At 30.1% G+C, this 25,216-nt stretch carries 25 protein-coding genes; 21 read left to right on the top strand and 4 right to left on the bottom strand.

Annotated elements, in window-relative coordinates; genetic code table 11:
• Positions 1–21: 21 nt before the first annotated feature.
• Positions 22–576: a hypothetical protein gene (locus EDC18_RS05265; RefSeq protein WP_132251032.1), complete on the bottom strand. Its 555-nt coding sequence runs from the start codon at positions 574–576 to the stop codon at positions 22–24.
• 182 nt (positions 577–758) lie between these two features.
• On the opposite strand from EDC18_RS05265, the gene EDC18_RS05260 reads away from it, so the two are divergent.
• The 3 genes from EDC18_RS05260 (at position 759) to EDC18_RS05250 (ending at position 3,529) form a co-directional block, all read left to right on the top strand.
• On the top strand, positions 759–1,082 hold the full coding sequence (locus EDC18_RS05260; protein ID WP_165878485.1) for a NifB/NifX family molybdenum-iron cluster-binding protein: 324 nt from the start codon (positions 759–761) through the stop codon (positions 1,080–1,082).
• 115 nt (positions 1,083–1,197) lie between these two features.
• The gene (locus EDC18_RS05255) at positions 1,198–2,667 is read left to right on the top strand and encodes a stalk domain-containing protein (RefSeq protein ID WP_132251028.1); all 1,470 of its coding nucleotides are present in this window, start codon (positions 1,198–1,200) and stop codon (positions 2,665–2,667) included.
• A 175-nt stretch (positions 2,668–2,842) separates the two neighbouring features.
• Entirely contained in the window at positions 2,843–3,529 is a 687-nt protein-coding gene (locus tag EDC18_RS05250; protein WP_132251026.1) for a YukJ family protein, read from the top strand.
• Between the two features lie 46 nt (positions 3,530–3,575).
• Here EDC18_RS05250 and EDC18_RS05245 read toward each other — a convergent pair whose 3' ends face one another.
• The gene (locus EDC18_RS05245; protein WP_132251024.1) at positions 3,576–4,259 is read right to left on the bottom strand and encodes a rhamnogalacturonan acetylesterase; all 684 of its coding nucleotides are present in this window, start codon (positions 4,257–4,259) and stop codon (positions 3,576–3,578) included.
• A 190-nt stretch (positions 4,260–4,449) separates the two neighbouring features.
• Here EDC18_RS05245 and pdaA point away from each other — a divergent pair, with 190 nt between their 5' ends.
• The 12 genes from pdaA (at position 4,450) to EDC18_RS05185 (ending at position 13,780) form a co-directional block, all read left to right on the top strand.
• Entirely contained in the window at positions 4,450–5,265 is an 816-nt protein-coding gene (gene pdaA / locus EDC18_RS05240; RefSeq protein WP_132251022.1) for a delta-lactam-biosynthetic de-N-acetylase, read from the top strand.
• Between the two features lie 176 nt (positions 5,266–5,441).
• Positions 5,442–5,912 (top strand): MarR family winged helix-turn-helix transcriptional regulator, encoded by a 471-nt coding sequence (locus EDC18_RS05235; protein ID WP_132251020.1) that lies wholly within the window; start codon positions 5,442–5,444, stop codon positions 5,910–5,912.
• 4 nt (positions 5,913–5,916) lie between these two features.
• A complete protein-coding gene (locus EDC18_RS05230; protein WP_132251018.1) occupies positions 5,917–6,300 on the top strand; it encodes an FMN-binding protein in 384 nt (127 codons plus the stop codon).
• Between the two features lie 19 nt (positions 6,301–6,319).
• Positions 6,320–6,856, top strand: a complete 537-nt coding sequence (locus EDC18_RS05225) for a flavodoxin domain-containing protein (protein WP_132251016.1) — start codon at positions 6,320–6,322, stop codon at positions 6,854–6,856.
• A 13-nt stretch (positions 6,857–6,869) separates the two neighbouring features.
• Positions 6,870–7,373 carry a flavodoxin domain-containing protein gene (locus EDC18_RS05220; RefSeq protein ID WP_165878484.1) on the top strand — a complete coding sequence of 168 codons (504 nt, stop codon included), beginning with the start codon at positions 6,870–6,872 and terminating at the stop codon, positions 7,371–7,373.
• Positions 7,374–7,482: 109 nt separating this feature from the next.
• A complete protein-coding gene (locus EDC18_RS05215; RefSeq protein ID WP_132251012.1) occupies positions 7,483–8,337 on the top strand; it encodes an ABC transporter ATP-binding protein in 855 nt (284 codons plus the stop codon).
• Complete coding sequence (locus EDC18_RS05210) at positions 8,334–9,023, top strand: fluoroquinolone export ABC transporter permease subunit (protein ID WP_132251010.1); 690 nt, start codon at positions 8,334–8,336, stop codon at positions 9,021–9,023. The genes EDC18_RS05215 and EDC18_RS05210 overlap by 4 nt, the downstream gene beginning before the upstream one ends.
• A complete protein-coding gene (locus EDC18_RS05205; RefSeq protein WP_132251008.1) occupies positions 9,023–9,724 on the top strand; it encodes an Rv2686c family ABC transporter permease subunit in 702 nt (233 codons plus the stop codon). The genes EDC18_RS05210 and EDC18_RS05205 overlap by 1 nt, the downstream gene beginning before the upstream one ends.
• A 27-nt stretch (positions 9,725–9,751) precedes the next feature.
• On the top strand, positions 9,752–10,075 hold the full coding sequence (locus EDC18_RS05200; protein WP_132251006.1) for a nucleoside triphosphate pyrophosphohydrolase: 324 nt from the start codon (positions 9,752–9,754) through the stop codon (positions 10,073–10,075).
• A gap of 117 nt (positions 10,076–10,192) precedes the next feature.
• Positions 10,193–11,959 (top strand): glycoside hydrolase family 10-like protein, encoded by a 1,767-nt coding sequence (locus EDC18_RS05195; RefSeq protein WP_132251004.1) that lies wholly within the window; start codon positions 10,193–10,195, stop codon positions 11,957–11,959.
• Positions 11,960–12,054: 95 nt separating this feature from the next.
• A complete protein-coding gene (locus EDC18_RS05190) occupies positions 12,055–13,011 on the top strand; it encodes an ROK family protein (protein WP_132251002.1) in 957 nt (318 codons plus the stop codon).
• A gap of 58 nt (positions 13,012–13,069) precedes the next feature.
• A complete protein-coding gene (locus EDC18_RS05185) occupies positions 13,070–13,780 on the top strand; it encodes a stalk domain-containing protein (protein ID WP_132251000.1) in 711 nt (236 codons plus the stop codon).
• 31 nt (positions 13,781–13,811) lie between these two features.
• Here EDC18_RS05185 and EDC18_RS05180 read toward each other — a convergent pair whose 3' ends face one another.
• Together EDC18_RS05180 and EDC18_RS05175 are read right to left on the bottom strand one after the other, a co-directional pair.
• Complete coding sequence (locus tag EDC18_RS05180) at positions 13,812–14,255, bottom strand: MarR family winged helix-turn-helix transcriptional regulator (RefSeq protein WP_132250998.1); 444 nt, start codon at positions 14,253–14,255, stop codon at positions 13,812–13,814.
• A gap of 8 nt (positions 14,256–14,263) precedes the next feature.
• A complete protein-coding gene (locus EDC18_RS05175) occupies positions 14,264–14,737 on the bottom strand; it encodes a glutathione peroxidase (protein WP_132250996.1) in 474 nt (157 codons plus the stop codon).
• A gap of 346 nt (positions 14,738–15,083) precedes the next feature.
• On the opposite strand from EDC18_RS05175, the gene glgB reads away from it, so the two are divergent.
• Genes glgB through EDC18_RS05150 form a run of 6 tightly spaced genes read left to right on the top strand, consistent with a single transcriptional unit; the run spans position 15,084 to position 25,202 of the window.
• Positions 15,084–16,994 (top strand): 1,4-alpha-glucan branching protein GlgB, encoded by a 1,911-nt coding sequence (gene glgB / locus EDC18_RS14675; RefSeq protein WP_207669170.1) that lies wholly within the window; start codon positions 15,084–15,086, stop codon positions 16,992–16,994.
• The gene (locus EDC18_RS14670; protein ID WP_207669169.1) at positions 16,995–18,254 is read left to right on the top strand and encodes a glucose-1-phosphate adenylyltransferase; all 1,260 of its coding nucleotides are present in this window, start codon (positions 16,995–16,997) and stop codon (positions 18,252–18,254) included. It begins immediately after the preceding gene.
• A complete protein-coding gene (gene glgD / locus EDC18_RS05165; protein ID WP_132250994.1) occupies positions 18,255–19,367 on the top strand; it encodes a glucose-1-phosphate adenylyltransferase subunit GlgD in 1,113 nt (370 codons plus the stop codon).
• Positions 19,368–19,380: 13 nt separating this feature from the next.
• The gene (gene glgA, locus EDC18_RS05160; protein WP_132250993.1) at positions 19,381–20,805 is read left to right on the top strand and encodes a glycogen synthase GlgA; all 1,425 of its coding nucleotides are present in this window, start codon (positions 19,381–19,383) and stop codon (positions 20,803–20,805) included.
• Positions 20,806–20,840: 35 nt separating this feature from the next.
• Positions 20,841–23,276, top strand: a complete 2,436-nt coding sequence (locus EDC18_RS05155; RefSeq protein WP_132250991.1) for a glycogen/starch/alpha-glucan phosphorylase — start codon at positions 20,841–20,843, stop codon at positions 23,274–23,276.
• A gap of 33 nt (positions 23,277–23,309) precedes the next feature.
• Positions 23,310–25,202 (top strand): glycoside hydrolase family 13 protein, encoded by a 1,893-nt coding sequence (locus EDC18_RS05150; RefSeq protein ID WP_132250989.1) that lies wholly within the window; start codon positions 23,310–23,312, stop codon positions 25,200–25,202.
• Positions 25,203–25,216: the final 14 nt, after the last annotated feature.

Below are 25,216 nucleotides of genomic sequence, written 5' to 3'. Positions count from 1 at the left end.
TTAAGTAGAGCTTCTTTTTAGTTAATAATAAATAAAGCGAATATCTGAATGATATAATCGTTTGTATAATTTATACTCTTTTTGTAATTCTCTTTTAGAAATAAATACGTTAGTAAAGAACTCCCATAAAAAAACCCATCCACCTATAAATATACCCTCTTGAAGTATTTTAAAGAACAAATTAACTTCACGAAAGAAAAAGCCTCCCGTTAGAAAGAAAACAGACAAAACTAAATATAAAAAGTTTTTTCTATTTAAGTTGGATTTAGATTTATTTAACCGACTTAAAGCATAGCTATAAAAGTTTTTATAAGCTGCTACTAAAGCAGTTTCTTTGTCTGTGTTTTTTTTCCCTTCGGGAATATAAAGATTTAACATTATACTATATTTAAAAGGAATATCTTCAGAAGAATTAACAATAAATTCATTAAATTCATCTTCTATATCTCTCTTTTTAAAAGGACTAGGGTCCCAATCATCATAAACATCATTATAATCATCTAGAGAGACTTCTATAACGAAAGCTTCCTTTTTATCATCGAATTTATATGCTTTTTGAAAATATGTTTTTGCCATAGATATCACCTTATTAGTTTATATTTAATAATATTACCAAATGTGTTCAATAATAATATATCATTTTATTTATAAAAATAATATAAGACTTACTAAAAATATGGTATAATATTTTTAGAATGCAAAGGCGCAGGGAATTCCAGCGCCTTTTTTACATGTTTGGAAGAAAGGAAGAAAAAACAATGAAAATTGCAATTGCAAGTACTGATGGAAAAGTTATTAATGCTCACTTTGGTCGAACGCCACAATTTTTAATATTTGAAATAGTAGATAAAGAATTTATACTTGTTGATGTTAGGATGAATCAACCAGCTTGTAGTAATTTAGTTCATCCTAAAGGAACCATGGAAGACACTATGGAACTAATTAGTGATTGCTCTTATGTGATAGCAAGTCAAATTGGCCCAGGAATGATTGAGAAATTAAAAGAAAAAAATATAGTAGGCGTTATTAATCCTAATTTTATCCAGGTAGGAATGGAAGAATTACTATTACAAATAACATAGAATACTGGTATAAAATAGAAATAGTCAAAATATAATTTCTAGATATTGTAGATGTACCAAATTATGGGTATAATAGTAAGGATGTATAATATTTTTTAAAAAATGGAGGGTTTAAATGAAAAAAAGAGGGTTAATATCACTATTAATTATAGTTTCGATGATGTTATTGTTAGCTGGTTGCAATAATACAGCTGCAATTGGTTACTATAATTTAACAAAAGAAGTACTTGAATTACAGACAAACAATATTGTTGAGAGCGAAGCAGAGATATCTTTTGAATTTAAAGATGTGCCTAATGAAATTTTTCAAGAGGAATTCTTTAAAACGGTACATTATTTACTAAAAGAGTTCTCTTTGATAGTAAATGTTAAGTCTGACTTGCAGAATGAATCCATGGTTACTGAATTACTATTAAAAAACAAGGTCAATGATCAAAAGCAAAGCTTGATCCAAATAATTAATAAACATGATGTTATGTATTTTAAGTTTGATGACTTAGTTGAGTTTATTAAAGCATTTAACATACAAGAGTTAAATGAATTAATAACTTTTATCCCAGAAGGTGTTAAGTATCTAAGACTTTCTCAAGGGGAATTAATTGAGCAGTATTCAATGGTGGTTCCTGAAATATCTGAATTAAATTATCAAATAGATACTTTAAGCTTACAACAAAAGACAATTGAATTATATGAAGGCATAATAGAAGCTTATTCAGAGTATGTATTTGATTATATTACTGAAGAAAATGGCAAATACACTATTAGTATTAATGCGGAGGAATTTATTCCTATAGCCTATTCCTTTATTAAGTATTCAATTACTAATATAGAAACCATAGGGATAAAACTAACAGATTTTGTTGATAGTTTCCAAGACGAAGAAGCTAAAGCATTATTTGGCTTTGATAAAGAAACTGTTATAAATGGTTTAGGATTTGTAATTAATGATGTTAAGGAGAATGAAAAAGAATATATAGCAGCTTTAACAGAATTTACAGAGATTGAATCTATGGCAATTGAGTTATTAGGTAATAGTAAGCTAGAATTTTCATTAGAAAAACTAGAAAAGGATATTTTTAAAGAAGTGATTAATCTTTTTGTAGATATTAATGCTGAAGGAGAAAACCTTAGCTTTAATCTAGATATAACTCAAACTACTAAAAAAATTGATTCATTAGATTTAGAGATTCCAACAGAAGGTATTTTAGACTTTATAGACGTTATGGAAAATCTTATGGATATTATTGGCGTTAATGATATTACTGTTATGTATGTAAGTCTAGATACAGGAGAATATATATTAAATAAAAATAATGAATTCCAACAAGATCAAGTAAATGTTATTTTGAAAGATCATAGATCTTATTTACCTTTACGTAAAGTTGCAGAGACATTTGATGAATACGTTGATTGGGATGAAGAATTAAGAAAACCTTATGTTGCAAGAAATGGCCATAAGATTTACATGGAAGGATTTATAGTAGATGGAAGAGCCTATGTAAAGGTTAGAGATTTTGAGACATATTTAGGATATTTTGTTGATTGGGAAGCAGAAACTAATGTAGCAACAATAATTAAATTATAAGAAATTGATAAAAGTGACATCAAACTTTTCTTTGATGTCACTTTGAATTTTTATTGAAAAGATAATAGATTTTATGATACATTTATTATTATAAATTTATCAAAATAAGCGTAATATATTAGATGAGTACAATAAAGATGTAATTTGCTTAATAGATGAGGGAGTTGATTGATATATGCCTATAAACTATGGCGTTTTTAAAGGAGTACCATTAGAGCCTATAAAACTAGGTAAAGATGAGAGGCATTTAGAAATATGTGCATTAAACTTAAAGGGAAATGAAAAATACTTTCGCACTTCTATTAATATTAAATCATATGGTTTTCCTTCTGAAGTATTATATTATGTAGAGGATAATTTTACATCTCCCCATATATCTTCTTTGCCACAGTTGCCTTTTGGGTATACAGAGATCAACCAAGAAAACAGGAAATTTGCCCTTGACTATGTTAGGGGAAGACTTTTTACACCATCTTTAATGAAACCATTACCTAATATAGAACCTGGTCCTGATAATGATTTAAATGAAAAATTATCTCAAGTTCTAAATGAAGCAATTAAAAGAAAAGGGATTTTATACGCATTTGGCGAAAGATGGGGGCCCATAGATAGACCAGATGAATATTTTAAGTTTTTACCCAGTAATGGAATACATAATATTCATATGAATCAAGGCAGTGTTGAGCCGTGGCGCAAGGATAATGGTATTTGGCAAGATGGAGGGTTATTAATTCATTTTGAAGAACAACGAAGGTGGGTTGGCATATTTTTAGCTTTTCAATCCCAATCTTGGTGTACAGATGACGAAGGACATGACACAGTCTATTGCAGTCATAATCAAAACGGAAATATTAAAAAATAGTATAAAAGTAGCGTATTAGATTAAAGTCTATTACGCTATTTATAAACTAATATTTAACAAGTTCTAGATATCTTTCACCTAATGCTTTTAACCCATCAACAATTAAACCTGCAACTGTAATAGCTCCTTCATAATTTAAATGGGTATCATCCTCTTTACCTTCTGGGTAGTTTTTATACGTACCCTTTTTTAAATGCATAAATAGTTTTCTTGATTCAGCATCTCCTATTAATTCAAATAAATTTTTGCTTTTATTACATAAATCAATAATAGGGACACCAAAGTCTTTTGCTAAAGCTTCCATGGCATCTGGAAAATCTAAATGTACTTTATCCTTTATATTACCCTTATCATCAAAATGACGTCTATATAATGGTGTAATAAAAATAGGATAAGCATTATGATTAATAGCAACATCGATATACTGTGATAAGTAATATTGATAAGTTGTAAAAGGTTCAGTACGCCTATGCTCTTCTTCTTTTTGATCGTTATGACCAAATTGAATCAATAAGAAATCATTTTCACTTATTTCATTTTCTATTTCATCTAATAACCCTTCATGTATAAAGCTTTTACTACTTCTACCATTTTTTGCATAGTTAACTACTTGAACATTATCTTTAAGGTACATTTGTAATACTTGACCCCAACCCGTTTGAGGGTATGTAGAAATGTCGTTATAGGCAACAGTAGAATCGCCTGCAAGAAAAACTTTTGTTTTAGCCATAAAATCATCCTCCATAGAGCCTATAAATACAATAGGTTATCTTTTGTTATAATTATATAAAATATTATTGTTAATATTATTATGGTAAAAGATTAAAGTAATATTAGTATATATTTTACCATAAAAATCAAATAGCATAAAAGTATTTATTTTACAATAATATATACTAATTAGGTTTCTGAGGTGTTTTATGTCTAAAAAAAAGGTTGATATCAGTGAAGTAATCATGGTTATTCTTGCTATTATTCTTATTCTAACCACAATCCCATTATTAATAAATCAAAATGAAACGGTACCTGCTAGTGTTAACAATAGTAATAATAGTTGGGGTTTAGGATATGGTGCAAACGGTCAACAACCAACAGGCAATTCAGATAAAGAATATCTTAAAAAATATAATGCCTACTATGTTGGTAACCCAGAAGATAAAGTACTATATTTGACTTTTGATGCTGGATATGAGAATGGGTACACGAGCACTTTACTTGATGTTTTAAAAAAACATAGTGTTCCTGCGGCTTTCTTTTTAGTAGGCCATTACTTAGAAGAGAACCCAGATCTGGTAAAGAGAATGGTTGAAGAAGGACATATAGTAGGCAATCATACAACAAAACATCCTGATATGACTCAAATTACAAGTATAGAAGGCTTTAAAAAAGAATTAGAGGGCATTGAAAACTTGTATAAAGAATTAATTGGTGAAGATATGCCAAAATACTACAGACCACCAGCAGGTAAATACAATGAGAGCAACTTAAAACACGCAAAAGAATTAGGTTATTATACAATGTTTTGGAGTTTAGCCTATGTGGATTGGGAAAATAATAATCAGCCGTCTAAAGAGCTGGCCTTTTCAAAACTATTACCAAGGTCCCATCCAGGAGCAATGATATTATTGCACAGCACTTCTAAGACAAACGCAGAAATATTAGATGACCTTTTAACAAAATGGAAAGATGACGGGTATACTTTTAAAAGTTTGGATTATTTTATTGAGAATAATTAAAAACAGTAACTATAATATATTAGATTTGCCAACGTCAGTTCAATATGGACTGACGTTTGTTTTGTAGATTAAAAATAAGCAATAGTGATATTTGTTTTATAAAAAAGTTGACAAAAAAACAAATATGTAATATATTACATATATAAAGGTAATACATTACGTATTGAGGTGAAAAAATGAATGAGTTAACAATAGAGGATAGACAAAAATTTATTTTTGGAAGTATATTTTTCTTATCCAACAAATTACAAGCATTAGGGGATCAGTATTTACTTAGTCGAGATATGACCACAAGACAATGGTTATTAATCGTTGCAATTTCTCAGTTCGGAAACGAATCGCCAACACTAAGTGAGGTTGCTGTGATGCTAAGTAGTACCCATCAGAATATTAAGCAAATAGCTTTAAAACTTGAGAAAAAAGGTTTTCTTAATATTGAAAAAGATAAAAAAGATAAAAGAGCACTTAGACTAAAATTAACTCAAAAAAGCAATGTTTTTTGGGAAGAGAGTCAACAAGAAGATACTTTATTTATTAAGGACTTATTTAAACATTTATCAGAAGAAGAAATTAACGGGATGTGTAGTGGTATAGACAAGTTAATGACAAGAATTTTTAAAATGGGAGAATCATATAGAAAGGAGTAAAAAAATGAAAGTTTTAAAATGTATTTTAATTGGATTTTTAGTATTAATCTTAATAGGCGTAGGGGGAATTGCTTACTTATCCAGGGACTTATCAGAAGCAGATCAATTAGTAATCAACAATGTTGATATAACTGATATGGCTGATGGCATATATTATGGTGAGTATGAAAGTGGTAGATTTTCTAATGAGGTTGAAGTCATTATAGAGAATAAAAGGATACAGAATGTAAATTGGATTAAAGATGTAACTTTTAAACGCTCGGATGTTACTAAAGAGCTTACACAAAAGATACTAGAGGAACAAAGTATTAATATTGACGGGATAACTGGAGCTACGGTAACAAGTAATGCTTATTTAAAAGCAATTGAAAATGCACTGACCAAATAATTTAATAGGAGGGCGTAGTGTGAAAGAAAAAACAGTCATTTTATATAAAACAAAGTATGGTAGTTCAAAAAAATATGCCCAGTGGATTTCAGAAGAAGTTAATTGTGAAGTATATGAGGTGACAGATATAAGTACAGATCAACTCATAAAGTATAATACAATTGTCTTTGTAGGGCCATTATACGCAGTGGGGATTCTAGGGTTTTCTAAAATTAAGAAAAAGTATAGCACAATTAAAAATAAAAAAGTTATTGTTGTATCAGTGGGGGCATCACCTGCTCATCCAGAAGCAGTTAATGATATAATAAATGGTAATTTTACAAATGAAATGAAAGAAAGAGTGGAATTTTTTCATTTAAGAGGGGCATTCAATTTTAATAAGTTAAATAGGATTGATAAATTTATGATGGCATTATTAAAAATAAAGTTAAAAAGAAAAAGAGAAGAGGATTTAACTAATGATGAGAAAGGGATGTTGGCTTCTTACAGTCGTCCTGTAGACTGGACGAATAAAAAAGCTATAATACCTATTATTGAATCTATAATGAGAAATTAAGGAGATGAGGGTTATGAATTTAATTGTATATGGAACTAAGTATGGAAGTGCAGAAAAATGTGTTGATAAATTATTAGGGGCATTAAAGGATCCTACGGATGTTTGCAATATTCAGAAAATGAGTGGTATAGATTTAGGAAAGTACGATACAGTAATAATCGGTGGGTCTATATATATGGGAAACATTCAAAAGGAAATTAAGACATTTTGTAGTCAAAATCTAGAAGTATTAAAAAGTAAAAAAATTGCACTCTTTATATGTTGTATGCAAACAGGAGAGAATGCATACAAACAATTGGAAAATGCTTATCCTAAAGAGCTAATTGAAGTGGCAAAAGATAAAAAAGTTTTTGGTGGAGAGATCAATACGAAAAAATTAGGGTTTTTTGATCGATTTATTACAAAAATGGTATCTAAAGCATCTAATAGTGGATTACCATCTTTAGATAAAGAGGGTAAAGCAAGTTTGATTTTACATGATAATATAGAGCATTTGGCAAGTGCTGTTAATAGTTAACACTTAAAAAGGGTATAGCCCTTTTTTGCTTTATAGGAAAATTCTAAAATTGACTGAATATATTGCAAATGATATACTTAATAGATACAGGAATAGAAGGAGAAATTTAATGATTAATGTATCTGGACTAGAATTTAATTATGAGAAAAGTAATAAAAAGGCAATACAAGGCATTGATTTTAATATTCAAAAAGGCGAAATATTTGGATTTTTAGGTCCTAGTGGTGCAGGTAAAACCACTACCCAAAGAATTATTATTGGTTTGCTTAGAGGGTATAAGGGTAATGTGGAAATTATGGGAAAGGAAAGAAGTCATTGGGGTAAGGATTTTTTTGAGAACATTGGTGTAGCTTTTGACTTTCCTAACCTGTATATAAAATTAACAGCAAAAGAAAATTTAGATTTAATAGGTTCTTATTATAAGAACCAATCAACTAATATCGAAGCATTGCTAGATACAGTAGGATTGTTAAAAGATAAAGATAAAAAAGTTGAGGGTTTTTCAAAAGGGATGAAGATGCGTCTTAATTTTATCCGTTCAATAATGCATAACCCAGAAATTTTCTTTTTTGATGAACCAACATCAGGTCTTGATCCTATTAACGGAAAAATAATTAAAGACATCATTTTAGACTTAAAGAATAAAGGTAAAACAATTTTCTTAACCACCCATAATATGAATGTAGCAGAGCAATTATGTGACAAAGTTGCTTTTATAGTAGATGGAAAAATCCCTACAATAGATACTCCAAAAGAATTAATGATAAGGCATGGGACTCAAACTTTAAAAATAGATTATTATGATGAAGATAATGAAATTTCTAGAGAATTTTCATTAGATAAAATTAAAAACAACATAGAATTTATGGACATTATAAATAATAAAGACATTAGAAGAATACATACTCAAGAAGCTACCTTAGAAGATATTTTTATTAAATTAACTGGGAGGGAGCTTAAATGAGAGTCGCCAATGCTTTGAAAGCTGATATCAAGTTTCAAGTTAAACAAGGATTTTACGGTGTATATATTGTATTAACTATAGTTTATATGGTTATTCTTAGTGCTATTCCTGAAGAGATAAGAAAGATTCTAATACCTTTAATTGTATTTTCAGACCCATCCATCGTAGGGTTTTTCTTTATTGGAGGTATTATAATGTTGGAAAAAGGGCAGGGGATTCTACAGTATCTGGCAGTTACCCCCCTTAGATTAAAAGAGTATATTTTAGGGAAGGTAATATCATTGTCTATTCTCGCTGTGTTAGCTGGATTTATGATTACAGCTGTTACCTATAGAGGGAGTGTAAACTGGATATTATTATTTCTAGGTGTATTTTTATCCTCTGCCTTTTGTACGCTACTAGGCTTTGGGGTGGGATTAAGGTCTAAAACGATAAACGAATATTTTATAAAGATGATACCAGGAATGCTTTTAATTGCAGTACCTTGTTTTTCTTTATTAATAAGTCATCCATATGGTATCGTTTTTAATATATTTCCAAGTGTATCAGGCTTAAAACTTGTATATGGTGCTTATCAAGGAATTGCTCCTTTAGAATTAGTAGGCAATAGTATTGTTCTAATGTTTTTTACGATAATAGCGTTAAATTGGATTGAAAAATTAATGATTAGAGGTGAAAGTCAGTGATGAAGAGTACCTCTTTTAAAGCAGATATGAAAATGATAGTAAGAGAGCCAATGCTGATTTTATTTATGATAATGCCTTTGTTTATATACATAATATTTAAACTTATTATTAGTTTTGGAGAGCCTTTATTTTTAGATTTAGGTGTTGATTTATATGATTATTATGTTTATATTTTAGGCTTAAGCTTTTTAATGGCGCCTATGACATTAGGAACAGTTGCAGGGTTTTTAATGATAGATGAAAAAGATGCTAGAATATATGAACTCATTTCCATAACACCTGTAGGGTATTTTAACTATATGGTAAATAGACTTTTATTACCTGTGGTAGGATGTTTTCTATATACATTTATTGCTTACTACATATTAAATATTTACGACATAAGCCAAGGTCTATTGCTTTTTATTGCTTTGTTAACATCCATTAATTCTATTATTATGGGATTATTATTATTTTCTCTTGCAGATAACAAAGTAAAAGGCCTAACTTACTCTAAGGGGTTTAGTATGTTTAATATATTAGCCCTAGCAGATATTCTCAACAATAAATGGTTTGCTATAATTGCTGCTGTATCTCCCTTTTATTGGGTGGTAAGGATTATAAAATTCAATGATTTTAGTACTGTTTTAATGGCCATAGGCGTGCATTTGGTTTGGTTGTTTAGTATTATAAGGTATAGTAGCACTAGAAATCAAAGTTAAGGCTATCAATAATAAAGGAGAAGCTAAATGACAGAAAAAACATATAATAAACTGGTAAGAGATGATATTCCAAAGGTTATTGAAAATAGCAGTAAACAGTGTTTCATTAGTGTGGTTAAAGGAGAAGAATTAAACCAATTGCTCAATGAAAAACTTAGAGAAGAAGTGGAAGAATATATTGAATCAGAAGAATTAGAAGAATTGGCGGATATTTTAGAAGTAATTCACGGTATTTTACATTTTAAAAACATAGATATAAAAGAACTGGAAGAAATTAGATTTAAAAAAGCAAAAGAAAGAGGTGGCTTTAGAGAAGGGGTAAAGTTAATCAAAGTAATAGAGAGAAAGTAGAGTTTTTAAATGTAACCATAATGTAATAGAAAACCTATTTATTTATAGAGAAATACAGTGTATCATTAAGAGGTAAGAAATGGACAACTTAGTAAGTACATACATAGGAGTGATAAAGTGGAAAAAGGAATCATTTTAGTTAGAAAAATGTTTTTAGTGATGATGAGTTTGGTTTTGTTCGCGATTAACATAGAATTCACTCATAGTGCTGAAATAGGCAGGTATGTTAACTATGCAGAATCACTTAAAAACTTAGGACTTTTTTGGGGAACGAATAATGGATTTGAATTAACAAGAAATTCAACTCGTGCAGAAGCTGCTGCAATGTTGGTTAGGCTACTAGGGGCTGAAAGCGAAGCTTTTAGTAATATTAAAGCTCATCCTTTTAAAGATGTACCACAATGGGCTGATCCCTATATTGGTTTTCTATATAATGAAGGATTAACAGTTGGTATTTCTGATATAAATTATGGGTCGCAGCAAATGATTTCTGCTAGTGAATATACCACTTTTTTACTTAGGGCATTAGGGTATAGTGATAGAGATGGGGATTTCTATTGGAAGGATTCATTAGAATTTGCTCAGTCAATTCATATGGTATCAGTAGAAGAGGCGAATAGTATTAAAGGGTTAAATGGGTTCACAAGAGATTATATGGTTAAATTCTCTTATAATAGCCTTTATACGTTGGGAAAAGATTCTAATGAGTTTTTAATTGATTCTTTATATAAAAAAGGTGCTATTTCTAATAATACGGAAAATGAAAAAAGAGAATTTAATATAGATAATGAAATGAGAGCTGTTTGGATTAGCTATTTAGACTTACAACCCATTTTTAGATCTAATGGCAAGGACGGTTTTACACAAGAAGTAAGAATGATGTATAAAAATATAAAAGACCTTGGGTTGAATACAGTTATTGTACAAGTAAGACCTTTTGGAGATGCAATATATCCTTCTAGTTACTTTCCATGGTCTCATATTATAACTGGTGAAGAAGGTAAAGACCCAGGTTATGATCCATTAAGTATTCTAGTTAAAGAAGCACACAACCAAGGGCTTAAAATTGAAGCTTGGTTAAATCCTTATCGACTTAGATCGAATAAAAGTGCTTTGTCTAACAACAATATAGGTTTAAAATGGCTTAATGATGGAAGCAACAGAGCCATACAGATAAAAGAAGGTATCTTTTTTAATCCAGGAAGTAAGGATGCTCAGAATTTAATTGTTGAAGGCATTAAAGAAATTATAAAAAAGTATGATGTGGATGGTATTCACTTTGACGATTACTTTTATCCAAGCATAGATTTATCTTATGATTATAATGATTTTCAAGAATACTTAGCAGCAGGTGGTACATTATCTCAAGGTGAGTGGAGAAGAGAAAATGTCAATTCCCTTATAAGAGGTGTATACAAAGTTATAAAGGAGATTAATCCAAATATATCATTTGGTATCAGCCCACAAAATGATATTCAAAAAAATTATGATCAATTGTATATAGATATTGAAAAATGGGTGAATACCCCGGGTTATATCGATTACATAGTTCCACAAATATATTTTGGTTTTGAACACAGTAAGTACCCTTTTGAAATAGAAGTGAAAGAATGGAATCATTTTATGAAGAATAGTAATGTACGTCTTTATATTGGACTATCTGCATATAAAATAGGTATAGAAGATAAATGGGCGGGTTCAGCAAAGTTGGAGTGGACGACGGAGTTGGAAATGTTAAAGAGAATGGTTATGATGAGTAGAGAGAACATTAATTATGATGGCTTTATGATATTTAGATATGATTCATTATGGAAACCAGGTAGAGGTGTTAGAGAAATGGTTGAAAATGAAAGAATAGCATTAAGAACCATTCTAACCTTTTAAAAGGCCTTTCCTTGTGCTAAAGAAGGTTTCAATGAAAGAGAATACTGGATAGGTGGTATTCTCTTTTGCGTATAAATAAAAATGAGGTGGTTTATATGTATACAATAGGAATTGATTTAGGTGGGACCAATATTGCAATTGCAATTACAAAAGAGGGGAAGATTCTTATAAAAAAATCTATACCTACATTTAATAAAAGAGATTATAAGGATATAGTCAAAGATATGGGTGATACTTCTTTGGCATTAATTAATGAAGTAGGGTTGTCCAAAGATGAAATCCAATCTGTAGGAATAGGGAGTACAGGTTTATGTGACTCCAATAGTGGAACTATAATTTATTCAAGTAATCTCAATTTTAATAATGCACCTATTAGAGAGGCATTTCAAAAATATCTCAATGTACCTGTATATATAGAGAATGATGCCAATGTTGCAGCTTTTGGTGAATACCACTATGGTGCAGGTAAAAAATACAAAGATTTAGTAGCCATTACTTTAGGCACAGGTGTAGGCGGAGGAATAATCCTTGATGGAAGGCTTATTACTGGAAGTTTTAACGGTGGAGGAGAAATAGGGCATATGGTTATAGAAGCCAAAGGCGAACAATGCAGTTGTGGAAGAAAAGGGTGTTGGGAAGCTTATTCTTCAGCAACAGCTTTAATAAGGGATACAAAAAAAGCGGCCTTGCAATTCCCACACTCAATGATTAATAAATTGGTTGAGAATGACCTTAATAAAATAAATGGTAAGACACCATTTGATGCAGCAGAATTAGGGGATGAAATAGGAAAAAAAGTCATCAAACAATACATAGAGTATTTGTCTATTGGAATGGCAAATATAATCAATATATTTCAACCTGAAGTTATTGTAATTAGTGGAGGAATATCCAATCAAAGAGATAAATTGATAGAACCTCTTAAAGAAAGAATATCTAAAAAAATTTATGGAGGCATTAAATACTTTAAAACCGATATAAGAGTAGCAGAGTTAGGCGATGAAGCAGGTGTTTTAGGTGCATCTATCTTAAATATAATGCATAATTCGTAATATTAGGTAATATAAATATTATGGTTTAAAAAATATTTAAATAGGTGAGGAGAAAACAATGAAGTCAATGAAAAAAATAGGGGTATTAAGTACAATAACAATTATATTCTTTGCATTCACATTATTTGTAAATGCTAGTAATGTATTTGAGACAATTAATGCAACTTTAAGAAAAGACATTAAGATTTTGATCAATGGCCACGTATTTCAACCAAGAGATCAAAGTGGAAAAGATATAGCACCTGTTATAATCAACGGATCTACTTATTTACCAGTTAGAGCAGTGGCAGAAGCCATTAATTTACCAGTGGATTGGGATGGAGAAACCAATTCTGTCATATTAGGCGCTCGAGTGAAAAGTAAAAATCTAATAGATTTTCAGATGAGAGGGTCATCGTCCGCTAATAAAATAGTAGATCAATATTCTTTAAGATTTCAAGTAGGCGATATTATAAAGGAAGAAAAGCAATTTGAGTATGGCATTGAAATTAGAGGCATAAACTCAGCTAGTAGGGATATTAGATTTACTTTAGATGGTGGATATACTTATTTTTCAGGGGTAATTGGGAATCCAGACCCTCATAGAACAAGTTTTCGTATTAGAGATTATGATAAAGATACTGTTCTTTACCAAAAGGTTTTAGAGCCAGGGGAATTCTTAGTATTAGAGGATATAGAACTTTATAATGTGAGAACAATTGAATTTACAGTTGTAAGTTCAGTAGGTGCAAATAATCACATTTATATATTAGAACCAACTATTAGATAAGATCATAGTAAAGAAGAAAGTGTATGATATTTCATATACTTTCTTCTTTTTTTTTGCTAATTAAATTGTATAAAGTACTTTTTAAATAATTAATTTCTTCAATAGATAGTTCAGTGCGACAAAATAATTTATAAGGTATGTCAACAGCCTTATCTTTTAATCGAAGGCCATATTCTGTTAAAGTAATAATGACACTTCTTTCATCAGTGACATCTCTTTGTTTAGTAACCAAATGCATTTTTTCTAATTTTTTTAAAAGAGGCGTTAACGTACCAGAGTCTAATAACAGTTTGATGCCCAGTTCTTTTACTGAGATTTTCTCATGCTCCCATATGACTAACATTGTAATATATTGGGTATAGGTAAGCCCAAGTTCTTTTAAATAGGGTGTATATACTTTTGTTATTTCCTTAGAGGCTGCATATATTGCAAAACAAAGCTGATTATCTAATTTTAAAGCATCATAATTATCCATATAAACTCCTATAATAACTTTTCTATATCGTCAGTAATCTTTTCAGGAGATGTAGTTGGCGCATAACGATGAATAACTTTTCCATTTCTGTCTATGAGAAATTTTGTGAAATTCCATTTTATCGATTTACTTAAAAGGCCAGGTGCTTCCTTTTTCAAATAAACAAAAAGGGGATGAGCTTCATCTCCATTTACATCTACTTTCTCCATTATAGTAAAAGAAACACCATAATTCAAGGCACAAAAAGATTCTATGTCGTCATTGCTACCAGGTTCTTGATTTCCAAATTGATTACAAGGGAAGCCAAGTATTTCAAGACCTTTTTCTTGATATGTTTTATAGAGGTATTCTAAACCTTCATATTGTGGTGTTAAGCCACATTTGCTTGCTGTGTTAGCAATGAGCAATACCTTTCCTTTATAATTTTCTAAAGACACTTCTTCACCTCTAATATTTTTACATGTAAAATCATAAATACTCATAATTTGTCCTCCTAAATAAATTTTATAAAATTTAATTGCATACAATTAAAATAACATCTTTTGCAGTTTATGTCAATAAAAAAATAAAATGTTAAGGAAATTTTAATTTTTAGTTAAAAAATATTTTTTAATCATTTATTTTATTAGACCAGAATAGAATAGAAACTGTATGAAAATTACTTTCACCTTCAAAGTGTTATTTGAGAGGCGAAAAACAAAAGTCAATATGAGAATGTAATTTACAAACTTGCTCGCAAGGATTTGGAAAATATATTTTCAACGAGGATTGTGTCTCTTACCAAGGGAGGCATAAGCTGAGTTAAAATGAAATGAGGGGAAGTCTACGATGAAAAGTTTTAGTGATTACGATTTACATCTATTTCACGAAGGTAGTCATTATAAAGCTTATGAGTTTTTAGGGTCACGTCCTTTTGAAGTTAATAAGAAAAAAGGGATATTGTTTTCACTATGGGCTCCTAATGCGAAAGAAGTTAGTGTTATAGGGGATTTTAATAATTGGGATGGGAATTCCCATAAAATGAAAAAAGAAATGAATCAGGAAGTTTGGACGCTGTTCATACCAGGAATGTTAGTAGGTGACTTATATAAATATGAGGTTGTAACAGAAGATAATCAAATCCGTGTAAAGGCTGATCCATATGCTTTTTATTCAGAGTTAAGACCCAAGACAGCTTCTATAGTATATGACTTATCAGGATATAAATGGGAAGATGAAAATTGGATAAAAGCAAAAAGCATAAAAAATGTCTATGAAGAGCCTACAAATATTTATGAAGTACATTTAGGTTCTTGGAAAAAAGACGGTGAAGAATTTTTAAATTATGGTCAATTAGCTGAAGAATTAATACCATATGTAAAAGAAATGGGGTATACCCATATAGAGTTATTACCTATTACTGAACATCCTTTTGATGGCTCTTGGGGGTATCAATCAACAGGTTATTATTCAGTAACGAGTAGATATGGAACACCACATGATTTTATGTCTTTTATTGATCAATGTCATCAAAGAAACATTGGTGTTATTTTGGACTGGGTGCCTGGACATTTTTGCAAAGATGATTTTGGGCTAGCTAATTTTGATGGTACTAAACTATATGAATATAAAGATGTAAATAGAAGTGAAAACTATGGTTGGGGAACCTTAAATTTTGATTTAGGTAGGCCAGAAGTCCTAAGCTTCTTAATATCAAATGCGTTATTTTGGTTGGATAAATATCATATAGATGGTATTAGGGTAGATGCTGTGGCAGCTATGCTTTATTTAGATTATTGTAAAGAGCCAAATCAATGGGTACCTAATAAATTTGGAGGCAGAGAAAATTTAGAAGCCATTCAATTTATGAAAAAGTTAAATGAAGCTATTTTTAAATACCATAGTAATTGTTTAGTGATAGCAGAAGAATCAACCGCTTGGCCACTTGTTACAATGCCTACTTATTTAGGTGGTTTAGGTTATAACTATAAATGGAATATGGGTTGGATGAATGATATTTTATCATATATGAAAAAAGATCCAATACACAAAAAGTATAATCATAATATGTTAACATTTTCTCTTACCTATGCATTTTCAGAAAACTTTGTATTGCCATTATCCCATGATGAAGTAGTGCACGGCAAATGTTCCTTAATTAATAAAATGCCTGGAGACTATTGGCAAAAATTTGCAAATCTTCGCCTTATGTATATGTATATGACAGGCCATCCAGGTAAAAAGTTGTTATTTATGGGAAGTGAATTTGGTCAATTTATTGAATGGGATTATAAAAAAGAATTAGACTGGTTTTTATTAGAATATGATATGCATAAAAACACCCAAAGTTTTGTTAAGGATTTGAATCATTTTTACCTCGAGGATTCTTCTTTATGGGAACAAGATCAGGGATGGGATGGATTTGAGTGGATTGATCCTAATGACTATAGTCAGAGTGTCATAAGTTTTATAAGAAAAGGAAGAGAAAAATCTAATTTTACTATTGCCATTTATAATTTTACACCTGTTGTAAGAGAGAATTATAGAATCGGTGTACCCTACATAGGGGAGTATATTGAAGTTTTAAATAGTGACAATAGTCAATATGGAGGTTCTAATCAAACAAACAATTTAATAATATCATCAGAGGCTATTCCTTGGCATGGGAAAGAAAATTCTATTGAAATAAAACTACCTCCTCTCGGGAGCGTATTTATAAAAATGGTAAATCAAACTAGAAAATTAAAAGGGGCGTTATAAATGAAGAAAGAGATTTTAGCAATGATCCTAGCGGGTGGTCAAGGAAGTAGATTAGGAATACTAACAAAAACACTAGCTAAGCCAGCAGTTTATTTTGGCGGCAAATATAGAATTATAGATTTTTCCTTAAGCAATTGTAAAAACTCAGGGATAGATACTGTAGGGGTGTTAACTCAATATAAACCTCTTCTGTTAAATAATTATATTGGGAAAGGTGAAGCTTGGGGGCTTAATCGTAAAGATGGAGGTGCTACCATATTGCCACCCTATATGACAGAAGAAGGGGGAGAATGGTATAAGGGTACTGCAAATGCAATATTTCAAAATATTGGTTATGTAGATATGTATGACCCAGAATATGTGCTCATTCTATCAGGGGACCATATCTATACGATGGATTATTCTTTAATGCTTAAATACCATAAGGAAAAAGGTGCAGATGCGACAATAGCTGTAATGGAAGTTCCTATTGAAGAAGCTAGTAGATTCGGCATAATGAATACTAGAAGTGATGGGCGAATAAAAGAATTTGAAGAAAAACCTAATGTACCTAAAAGCAATCTAGCATCCATGGGTGTGTATATTTTTACTTGGAAGGTATTAAAAGAACATTTACAAAAAGATGAATATAATCCATATTCTAATAATGATTTTGGGAAAAATATTATACCTCAAATGCTTAGAAATAATAATAAAATGTTTGCATACTCATTTGATGGCTATTGGAAAGATGTTGGCACAGTTCACAGTTTATGGGAAGGGAATATGGATCTTCTAAAAGAGACACCAGAATTAGATTTATATGATTCAAAATGGAGAATTTACTCCGAGGAAACTAATGAATCACCTTCTTTTATTGCTAAAGATGCAGTTATAAAACAATCTATGATTAATGATGGATGCACTATTTATGGGAATGTTGAGAATTCTATCATATTTGAAGGAGTTTATATTGGTAAAAATACAAAAGTAAGAAATTCTGTATTAATGCCTAATGTTCGAATTGAAGAAGATGTGGTAATTGATAAAGCTATTATCGGAGAAGATGCAATCATTAAAAGCGGTTGTTATATCGGCAGTTTTGATCAAGATAGCCTTGAATATAATATAGATGTAACGAATAAAGATGTTGTTTTAATTGGTGAAAAAACAATAATTGATGAAGCATTAAAAATAAGTATCAATTCTATTATTTGTGAATATGATGAGGATGAAATTATAAAAGAAACATTAATGAAAAAGAAAGGGGTAGCAATTTAAATGGATGTAATGGGGATTATAGACCTGAATGAAGAAATAGGGGATTTAAAAGAATTATCAGAAGGAAGAGCTATGGCAGCTATTCCAGTTGGTAGCAAATATCGAGTGATAGACTTTGTATTATCAAATATGGTCAATTCTGGAATAAAGAATATTGGGTTACTAAAAAACACCTTGTGCAGATCTTTAATGGATCATATTTACTCAAAAAAAGAGTGGGGTTTAGATAAGAAAGATGAAAGGTTACATTTTTTAAATGGTATTTATGAAGGTAATTCTAGAAAAAAAGATAAAGGTGTTTTAGAAGCATTACAAATTAATTTAGATTATCTTATAAAGAGCAAAGAAAAATATGTTGTTATTTCAGGAAGTAAAGTTATTTGTAATATAAATTATTCTGAGTTAAAGGACTTTCATATTAAAAACAATGCTGATATTACAGTGGTGTACAAGGAAATGGGAAATGAAGACTGTAAACTTAATAAGTTTAATGTCCTTATATTAGATGAAGGTAAAAATATTAATAAAGTACAAATAAAAAGTAAGCACAATCAATCTAACAAAGTATTAATGGGGATGTACTTTTTAGAGAAGACATTGTTAATAGATATTATTAATAAATGTAATTCCAAACATAAAGATTTTCTTGTGAATGGTGTCATTAATAATATTGGGAAACTTAAAGTGTTAGGTTTTGAATTTAATGGTTATATGAAAAAAATAAGTTGTATTGATAGTTATTATAACTTTAATTTTGATCTACTCAAAGAGGATACAATAAAAGAACTTTTATATGATAATGGTTCTATTATAACAAAATCTAAAAGCGATGCCCCTACAAAGTATAAAGAAGGTGCAGAAGTTTCTAACTCTTTAATTGCTAATGGATGCATTATAGAGGGAAAAGTAGAAAACTGCATCATATTCAGGGGGGTTAATGTGAAAAAAGGTGCATATATTAAAAATAGCATTATAATGCAAAATACTATTATTAATGAAGAAGCAGTTGTTGAAAATATAATCTTAGACAAAGAAGTAAAAATACAAAAAGGTACAACTCTAATTGGAAATTTAGAAGCGAAAAGCATAGTACCTAAGAAAACTGTTGTTTAAGCGGGGGATAAATATGAATGTTTTATTTGTAGCTTCTGAAGGGGTACCCTTTTCAAAAAGTGGTGGGTTAGGAGATGTAATAGGCTCCTTACCCATAGAGCTTTTGAAAAATGGCACTGATGTAAGAGTGATATTGCCTAAGTATGATTCTATACCAATTCACTTAAAAGAAAAGATGCATAAAAAAGCAGAATTTTATGTTCAACTAGGTTGGCGCAATCAGTATTGCGGCATTGAAGAACTAGAATACAGGGGCGTAAAATTTTATTTTATAGACAATGAATATTATTTTAAAAGAGACGTTCTTTATGGATATTATGATGAGGCTGAAAGATATGCCTTTTTTTCAAAGGCGGTTCTAGAGGGACTTTTGTATTTAGAATTTGATATAGATATCATTCATTGTCATGATTGGCATTCTGGAATGATTGGTTTTCTTTTGAAGACAAAGTACAAAGACAATCCTTTATACAATAAGATTAAAACCGTATATACAATACATAACTTAAAATTCCAAGGAATATATTCAAAAGAGATATATGAAGATTTTTTTGAAATGGAAGACAAATATTATAACTCAGAGGAACTTGAATTTAACGGCTGTGTCAATTCTATGAAGGGAGGATTAGTATTCTCCGATGCCATAACGACAGTAAGTGAAAGTTATGCATTAGAAATACAATATCCTTTTTTTGGTGAAGGCTTAGATGGGGTTTTAAGAAAAAGAGAGAGAGATGTATTTGGAATAATTAATGGAATAGATTACGAGGAATTCAATCCAAGTATAGATGATAGAATTTATAAAACCTATGACAGTGAAAATATATATTTTAAAAAGGATAACAAAGAGAAATTACAAAAGGAATTAGGTTTGGAAGTAAACAACAATATACCTATTATTGGTATTGTTTCAAGGTTGACGGACCAAAAAGGAATGAATTTAATAGAATGTGTATTAGAAGAATTATTAAATAAAGAAGTACAAATGATTGTCCTAGGTACAGGCGATTACAAATATGAATCATTATTTCATTATATGTCTGGTAAGTACCCAGGTAAAATCTCAGCCAATATAATGTTTAATGAAGATCTTGCACATAAAATATATGCAGGAGCAGATTTTTTATTAATGCCATCTTTATTTGAACCTTGTGGTTTATCTCAATTAATTGCTTTAAAATATGGAACAATTCCAATTGTAAGAGAAACAGGAGGGTTGCGAGATACGATCACACCTTACAATGAATTCACTGGAGAAGGCAATGGATTTAGTTTTGCCAATTATAATGCCCATGAGATGCTTTATACAATAAACAGAGCCATTATGTTTTATAACGATAAAAATATACTGTCAACTATTAGAAGAGCTGGAATGGAAAAAGATTTTAGTTGGAGTAGCTCAGCAAAAAAATATATTGAGTTATATAATAAATTATAGGGATGGTTCTTAATAACAAGTAAAAGGGTGGTTGTGTGAAAGATATAAAAAGCGATATAAAAGAAAATTTTATTGAAAAGTTAAAGAGTTTTCAAGGCAAAAGTCTTGAAGATGCCAATAATATAGATAAATATAGAGCATTAAGTGGAATGGTTAGAGACGAGTTAGGAAAAAGATGGGTTGAGACCAATAGTCAATATAATAAAGAAAAGATTAAACAAGTGTATTATCTTTCTATTGAATTTTTATTAGGCAAACTATTAATATCGAATCTAATCAATCTAGATTTATACCATAATTATAAAGAAGCACTAGAAGAGTTGGGTATAAATATTGATGAAATAGAAGAAATAGAACCAGATGCAGGGTTAGGAAATGGTGGTTTAGGACGATTAGCAGCCTGTTTTCTTGATTCAATGGCTACGTTAGGCATTCCAGGTCATGGATGTGGTATTCGATATAAATATGGATTATTTGATCAAAGAATTGTGGATGGTCAACAAGTTGAATACCCTGATAATTGGCTAAAAGATGGTAGTATGTGGGAATATAGAAAACAAGAAAAAGAAGTAGAGGTCAAATTCTACGGTAATTTTTGGGCAGAAAAAAAAGATGATGGCTATGAAACTCATTTTGAAGACTATCAAAGTATACTAGCAGTACCGTATGATATACCGATTGCAGGGTATAAAAATAACACGGTCAATACATTAAGGCTATGGAGTGCAGAAGTTGCAGAAAATGAATTTGACTTTTCAGAGTTTAACAAAGGGGATTATCTAAAAGCTGTTGAATACAGTCGCTCAGTAGAGGCCATCTCTGAGATTCTTTATCCGGATGACAATCATTACCAAGGAAAAGAATTAAGATTAAAACAACAATACTTTTTTGTTTCTGCTAGTATTCAAAGTATTATTAATAGATGTAAAAAAAAGAATCAATCCATTGCACATATTGATGAATTGGTAGCCATCCATATTAATGATACTCACCCTGCAATAGCAATTGCAGAACTTATGAGAATACTTATGGATGATGAAGGGTTTGAGTGGAATGATGCTTGGAGGGTTACTACAAACACCATTTCTTATACCAATCACACAATAATGCCTGAAGCATTAGAAAAATGGCCAATCGATTTATTTAAAAACTTATTACCAAGAATTTATCATATTATTGAAGAAATCAATAAAAGATTTATTGAAATGATATCCATTAAATATCCTGATGATTTAAGAAAAATAAAGGCAATGTCTATTATTGAAGATGGTCAAGTAAAAATGGCTAATCTAGCAATTATCGGTAGTAATAGCGTTAATGGCGTAGCTAAAATACACAGTGAAATTCTTAAAAAACAGGTTTTTAAGGATTTTTATGACTGGTGTCCTTTTTTATTTAATAATAAAACCAATGGTATAACCCATAGAAGATGGTTAATAAAATCTAATCCAGAATTAAGCGATTTAATTACCCGTACAATAGGTAACGGTTGGATAGACCATCCAATAGACTTAGGAAAAATATTAAAATATGAAAAAGACTCAAAATTTCAAAAAGAAATTTCTAGTATTAAATACAATAATAAAGTTATATTAGCAAAATTAATAGAAGAAGAAATGGGGATTAAAGTAAACCCTAAAGCAATTTTTGATGTTCATATTAAAAGAATACATTCTTACAAAAGACAATTGTTAAATCTTTTTCATATAATAGATTTATACAATAGGTTAAAAGAAAATCCTAATTTAGAGATCCATCCTAGAGTGTTTATATTTGGCGGAAAAGCTGCACAAAGTTACTATATTGCTAAAGAAACCATAAAACTCATTCACTCTGTGGCAGAAGTGATTAATAATGATGAGGAAATTGAAGATAAAATTAAAGTTATATTTTTAGAAAATTATAGAGTATCATTAGCTGAAAAACTATTTCCAGCGGCAGATGTAAGTGAGCAGATTTCCACAGCAAGTAAAGAGGCATCCGGAACTGGTAATATGAAATTTATGATGAATGGTGCAGTAACCATAGGAACAATGGATGGGGCAAATATAGAGATCCTAGAGGAAGTTGGTGAGGACAATATCATTATATTTGGTTTGTCTGCTAATGAAGTTATGGACTATTATCATAATGGTGGCTATAATGCTTGGGAAGTGTACAATAGTGATATTAGAATAAAAAGAATAATGGATAGTTTAGTAGATGGCACATTTTCAAAAGGACAAAAAGACAAATATAGAAACCTATTTAATTATTTATTAATTAATAATGATGAGTATTTTGTATTAAAAGATTTCGATTCATATATAAAAGCACAAAACAAAGTAGAGGCCTTATTTAAAGATAGAAATACTTGGAATAAGATGTGTATTAATAATATTGCAAGATCAGGTAAATTTTCTAGTGATAGAACCATTAATGAGTATAGTGTTGGCATTTGGAAGGTAGCACCCTTTGTTGTGAAAAATTAATTTGAGTATAGTAAAATTGTTGGAAGGTGTTCTATGATTAATCTGATTTATTATAATTCACAAGATAAATATTATAAAGACCCTTTTGGTGCAGTAGAATGTGGTACAGTTATGAAGTTAAGAATCAAAATTAACACAAAAAATGTACCAGATTCAGTGTATTTAAGATTATGGGAAGATAATGAAGAGAAAAGATATAAGATGACACTTGATAAAGAATATGAAGATTCTAAGGAATACGTAATACAGATTAAAGCCCCTAAAAAACCTTCCTTAATTTGGTATTACTTTATAGTCATACTATCAGGAGAAATTTTTTACTATGGCAATAATGACAATAATTTTGGAGGTGTTGGATTGGTTGGAAAAACCAATCCAAAATCTTATCAAATAACAGTGTACAAGACTAACTCAACGACACCTAATTGGTTTAAAGAGGCTATTATGTACCAGATATTTGTAGACAGGTTTTATAATGGCAATGAAAACAATAGAATCTCAAATCCCAAAAAAGAGTCTTTAATACACCCTAATTGGAACGACACGCCCATATACATAAAGGATCAAGAAGGTGGTATCTTAAGATGGGATTTTTTCGGTGGTAATCTGTTAGGCATTATAAAAAAACTCAAGTATCTTAAAGAATTAGGTATTAGTGTAATTTATCTTAATCCTATATTTGAGGCAGAAAGCAATCATAAATATGATACAGGTGATTATAAAAAGGTTGATCCAATGTTCGGAGACGATGACATCTTAAAAGAATTATGTGTAAAAGCAGATGCATTAGGTATAAAAGTCATTCTAGATGGTGTTTTTAGTCATACAGGGAGCAATAGCATCTATTTTAACAAAGAAGGACAATATGATTCTATTGGTGCGTACCAATCAAAGGAATCCAAATATTATAAATGGTATCGATTTAATAAATACCCTGATCACTATGATTGTTGGTGGGGGGTTCATAACCTGCCCAATGTAAATGAGATGGAAGATTCCTATTTAGATTACATCATTAGAGATAAAGACAGTGTGCTGAAAAAGTGGGTGAATTTAGGGATTAAAGGTTGGCGTTTAGATGTTGCGGATGAATTGCCAGAGGGCTTTTTAAAACTTTTTTATAAGACATTGAAAGAAGTAGATGAAGAAAGTATCCTTATAGGCGAGGTATGGGAAGATGCTTCTAATAAAGAAAGCTATGGTGAAACGAGAGAGTACTTACTAGGAGATGATTTGGATTCTGTAATGAATTATCCTTTAAGAAATGCTGTGATTGATTTTGCTTTGGGTAAAAACCCTGGTGATTATACAATGTCCTCAATAATGAGTTTAATTGAGAATTATCCTATTCATAATTTATATGCCGCTATGAATCATATTAGCAATCATGATTTGCCAAGAATTATTACTGTTATAAAAAAGCATATAAGCAATCAAGACATTGAGTTTAAAATATTGAAATTGATTACTTTGTTTCAATTGACTTTTCCTGGTATTCCAAGCATTTATTATGGCGATGAAGCAGGTGTTGAAGGCGGAACAGATCCTGAGAATAGAAAAACATTTCCTTGGGGGAATGAGGACTTAGATATTTACAATTGGTACAAAAACATTATAGCCTTAAGAAATGGCAATGATGTTTTAAAAACAGGGGGATTTAAACCTCTCTATTCACAAGGTAATGTATTAAGTTACATGAGATTTATTGAAAATGAAAAAGATCCCTTTGGAAATATAAAAGAGAATGGAAAGATTATTATAATTTTAAATAGAGCCATTAATAATGTAGAAGAATTTGAATTAGAAATTGATTCTAATAAGGAATTTGTGGATGTATTTACTAAAAATAGATTTAAGTTTTTTGATAATAAAGCTAAGATCATACTTCAACCTTTAGAGTATAAAGTTTTAAAAGAAGAGTGTTAGTAAAAGGGGAGATA

The sequence above is a fragment of the Natranaerovirga pectinivora genome (assembly GCF_004342165.1).
In the GTDB taxonomy this organism is placed as follows: Bacteria; Bacillota; Clostridia; order Lachnospirales; family DSM-24629; genus Natranaerovirga; species Natranaerovirga pectinivora.
This window is presented reverse-complemented; position numbering and strand designations above follow the sequence as displayed.

What these genes read in the sequence shown, in the direction of transcription:
- EDC18_RS05210 (WP_132251010.1), top strand. Translation starts at nt 8,334, where the DNA reads ATGAGAGTCGCCAATGCTTTGAAAGCTGATATCAAGTTTCAAGTTAAA.
- EDC18_RS05205 (WP_132251008.1), top strand. Translation starts at nt 9,023, where the DNA reads ATGAAGAGTACCTCTTTTAAAGCAGATATGAAAATGATAGTAAGAGAG.
- EDC18_RS05235 (WP_132251020.1), top strand. Translation starts at nt 5,442, where the DNA reads ATGAATGAGTTAACAATAGAGGATAGACAAAAATTTATTTTTGGAAGT.
- EDC18_RS05230 (WP_132251018.1), top strand. Translation starts at nt 5,917, where the DNA reads ATGAAAGTTTTAAAATGTATTTTAATTGGATTTTTAGTATTAATCTTA.
- EDC18_RS05215 (WP_132251012.1), top strand. Translation starts at nt 7,483, where the DNA reads ATGATTAATGTATCTGGACTAGAATTTAATTATGAGAAAAGTAATAAA.
- glgA (WP_132250993.1), top strand. Translation starts at nt 19,381, where the DNA reads ATGAATGTTTTATTTGTAGCTTCTGAAGGGGTACCCTTTTCAAAAAGT.
- EDC18_RS05265 (WP_132251032.1), bottom strand. Translation starts at nt 576, where the DNA reads ATGGCAAAAACATATTTTCAAAAAGCATATAAATTCGATGATAAAAAG.
- EDC18_RS05260 (WP_165878485.1), top strand. Translation starts at nt 759, where the DNA reads ATGAAAATTGCAATTGCAAGTACTGATGGAAAAGTTATTAATGCTCAC.
- EDC18_RS05180 (WP_132250998.1), bottom strand. Translation starts at nt 14,255, where the DNA reads ATGGATAATTATGATGCTTTAAAATTAGATAATCAGCTTTGTTTTGCA.
- EDC18_RS05185 (WP_132251000.1), top strand. Translation starts at nt 13,070, where the DNA reads ATGAAGTCAATGAAAAAAATAGGGGTATTAAGTACAATAACAATTATA.
- EDC18_RS05200 (WP_132251006.1), top strand. Translation starts at nt 9,752, where the DNA reads ATGACAGAAAAAACATATAATAAACTGGTAAGAGATGATATTCCAAAG.
- EDC18_RS14670 (WP_207669169.1), top strand. Translation starts at nt 16,995, where the DNA reads ATGAAGAAAGAGATTTTAGCAATGATCCTAGCGGGTGGTCAAGGAAGT.
- glgB (WP_207669170.1), top strand. Translation starts at nt 15,084, where the DNA reads ATGAAAAGTTTTAGTGATTACGATTTACATCTATTTCACGAAGGTAGT.
- glgD (WP_132250994.1), top strand. Translation starts at nt 18,255, where the DNA reads ATGGATGTAATGGGGATTATAGACCTGAATGAAGAAATAGGGGATTTA.
- EDC18_RS05220 (WP_165878484.1), top strand. Translation starts at nt 6,870, where the DNA reads ATGAATTTAATTGTATATGGAACTAAGTATGGAAGTGCAGAAAAATGT.
- EDC18_RS05150 (WP_132250989.1), top strand. Translation starts at nt 23,310, where the DNA reads ATGATTAATCTGATTTATTATAATTCACAAGATAAATATTATAAAGAC.
- EDC18_RS05245 (WP_132251024.1), bottom strand. Translation starts at nt 4,259, where the DNA reads ATGGCTAAAACAAAAGTTTTTCTTGCAGGCGATTCTACTGTTGCCTAT.
- EDC18_RS05190 (WP_132251002.1), top strand. Translation starts at nt 12,055, where the DNA reads ATGTATACAATAGGAATTGATTTAGGTGGGACCAATATTGCAATTGCA.
- pdaA (WP_132251022.1), top strand. Translation starts at nt 4,450, where the DNA reads ATGTCTAAAAAAAAGGTTGATATCAGTGAAGTAATCATGGTTATTCTT.
- EDC18_RS05255 (WP_132251028.1), top strand. Translation starts at nt 1,198, where the DNA reads ATGAAAAAAAGAGGGTTAATATCACTATTAATTATAGTTTCGATGATG.
- EDC18_RS05175 (WP_132250996.1), bottom strand. Translation starts at nt 14,737, where the DNA reads ATGAGTATTTATGATTTTACATGTAAAAATATTAGAGGTGAAGAAGTG.
- EDC18_RS05250 (WP_132251026.1), top strand. Translation starts at nt 2,843, where the DNA reads ATGCCTATAAACTATGGCGTTTTTAAAGGAGTACCATTAGAGCCTATA.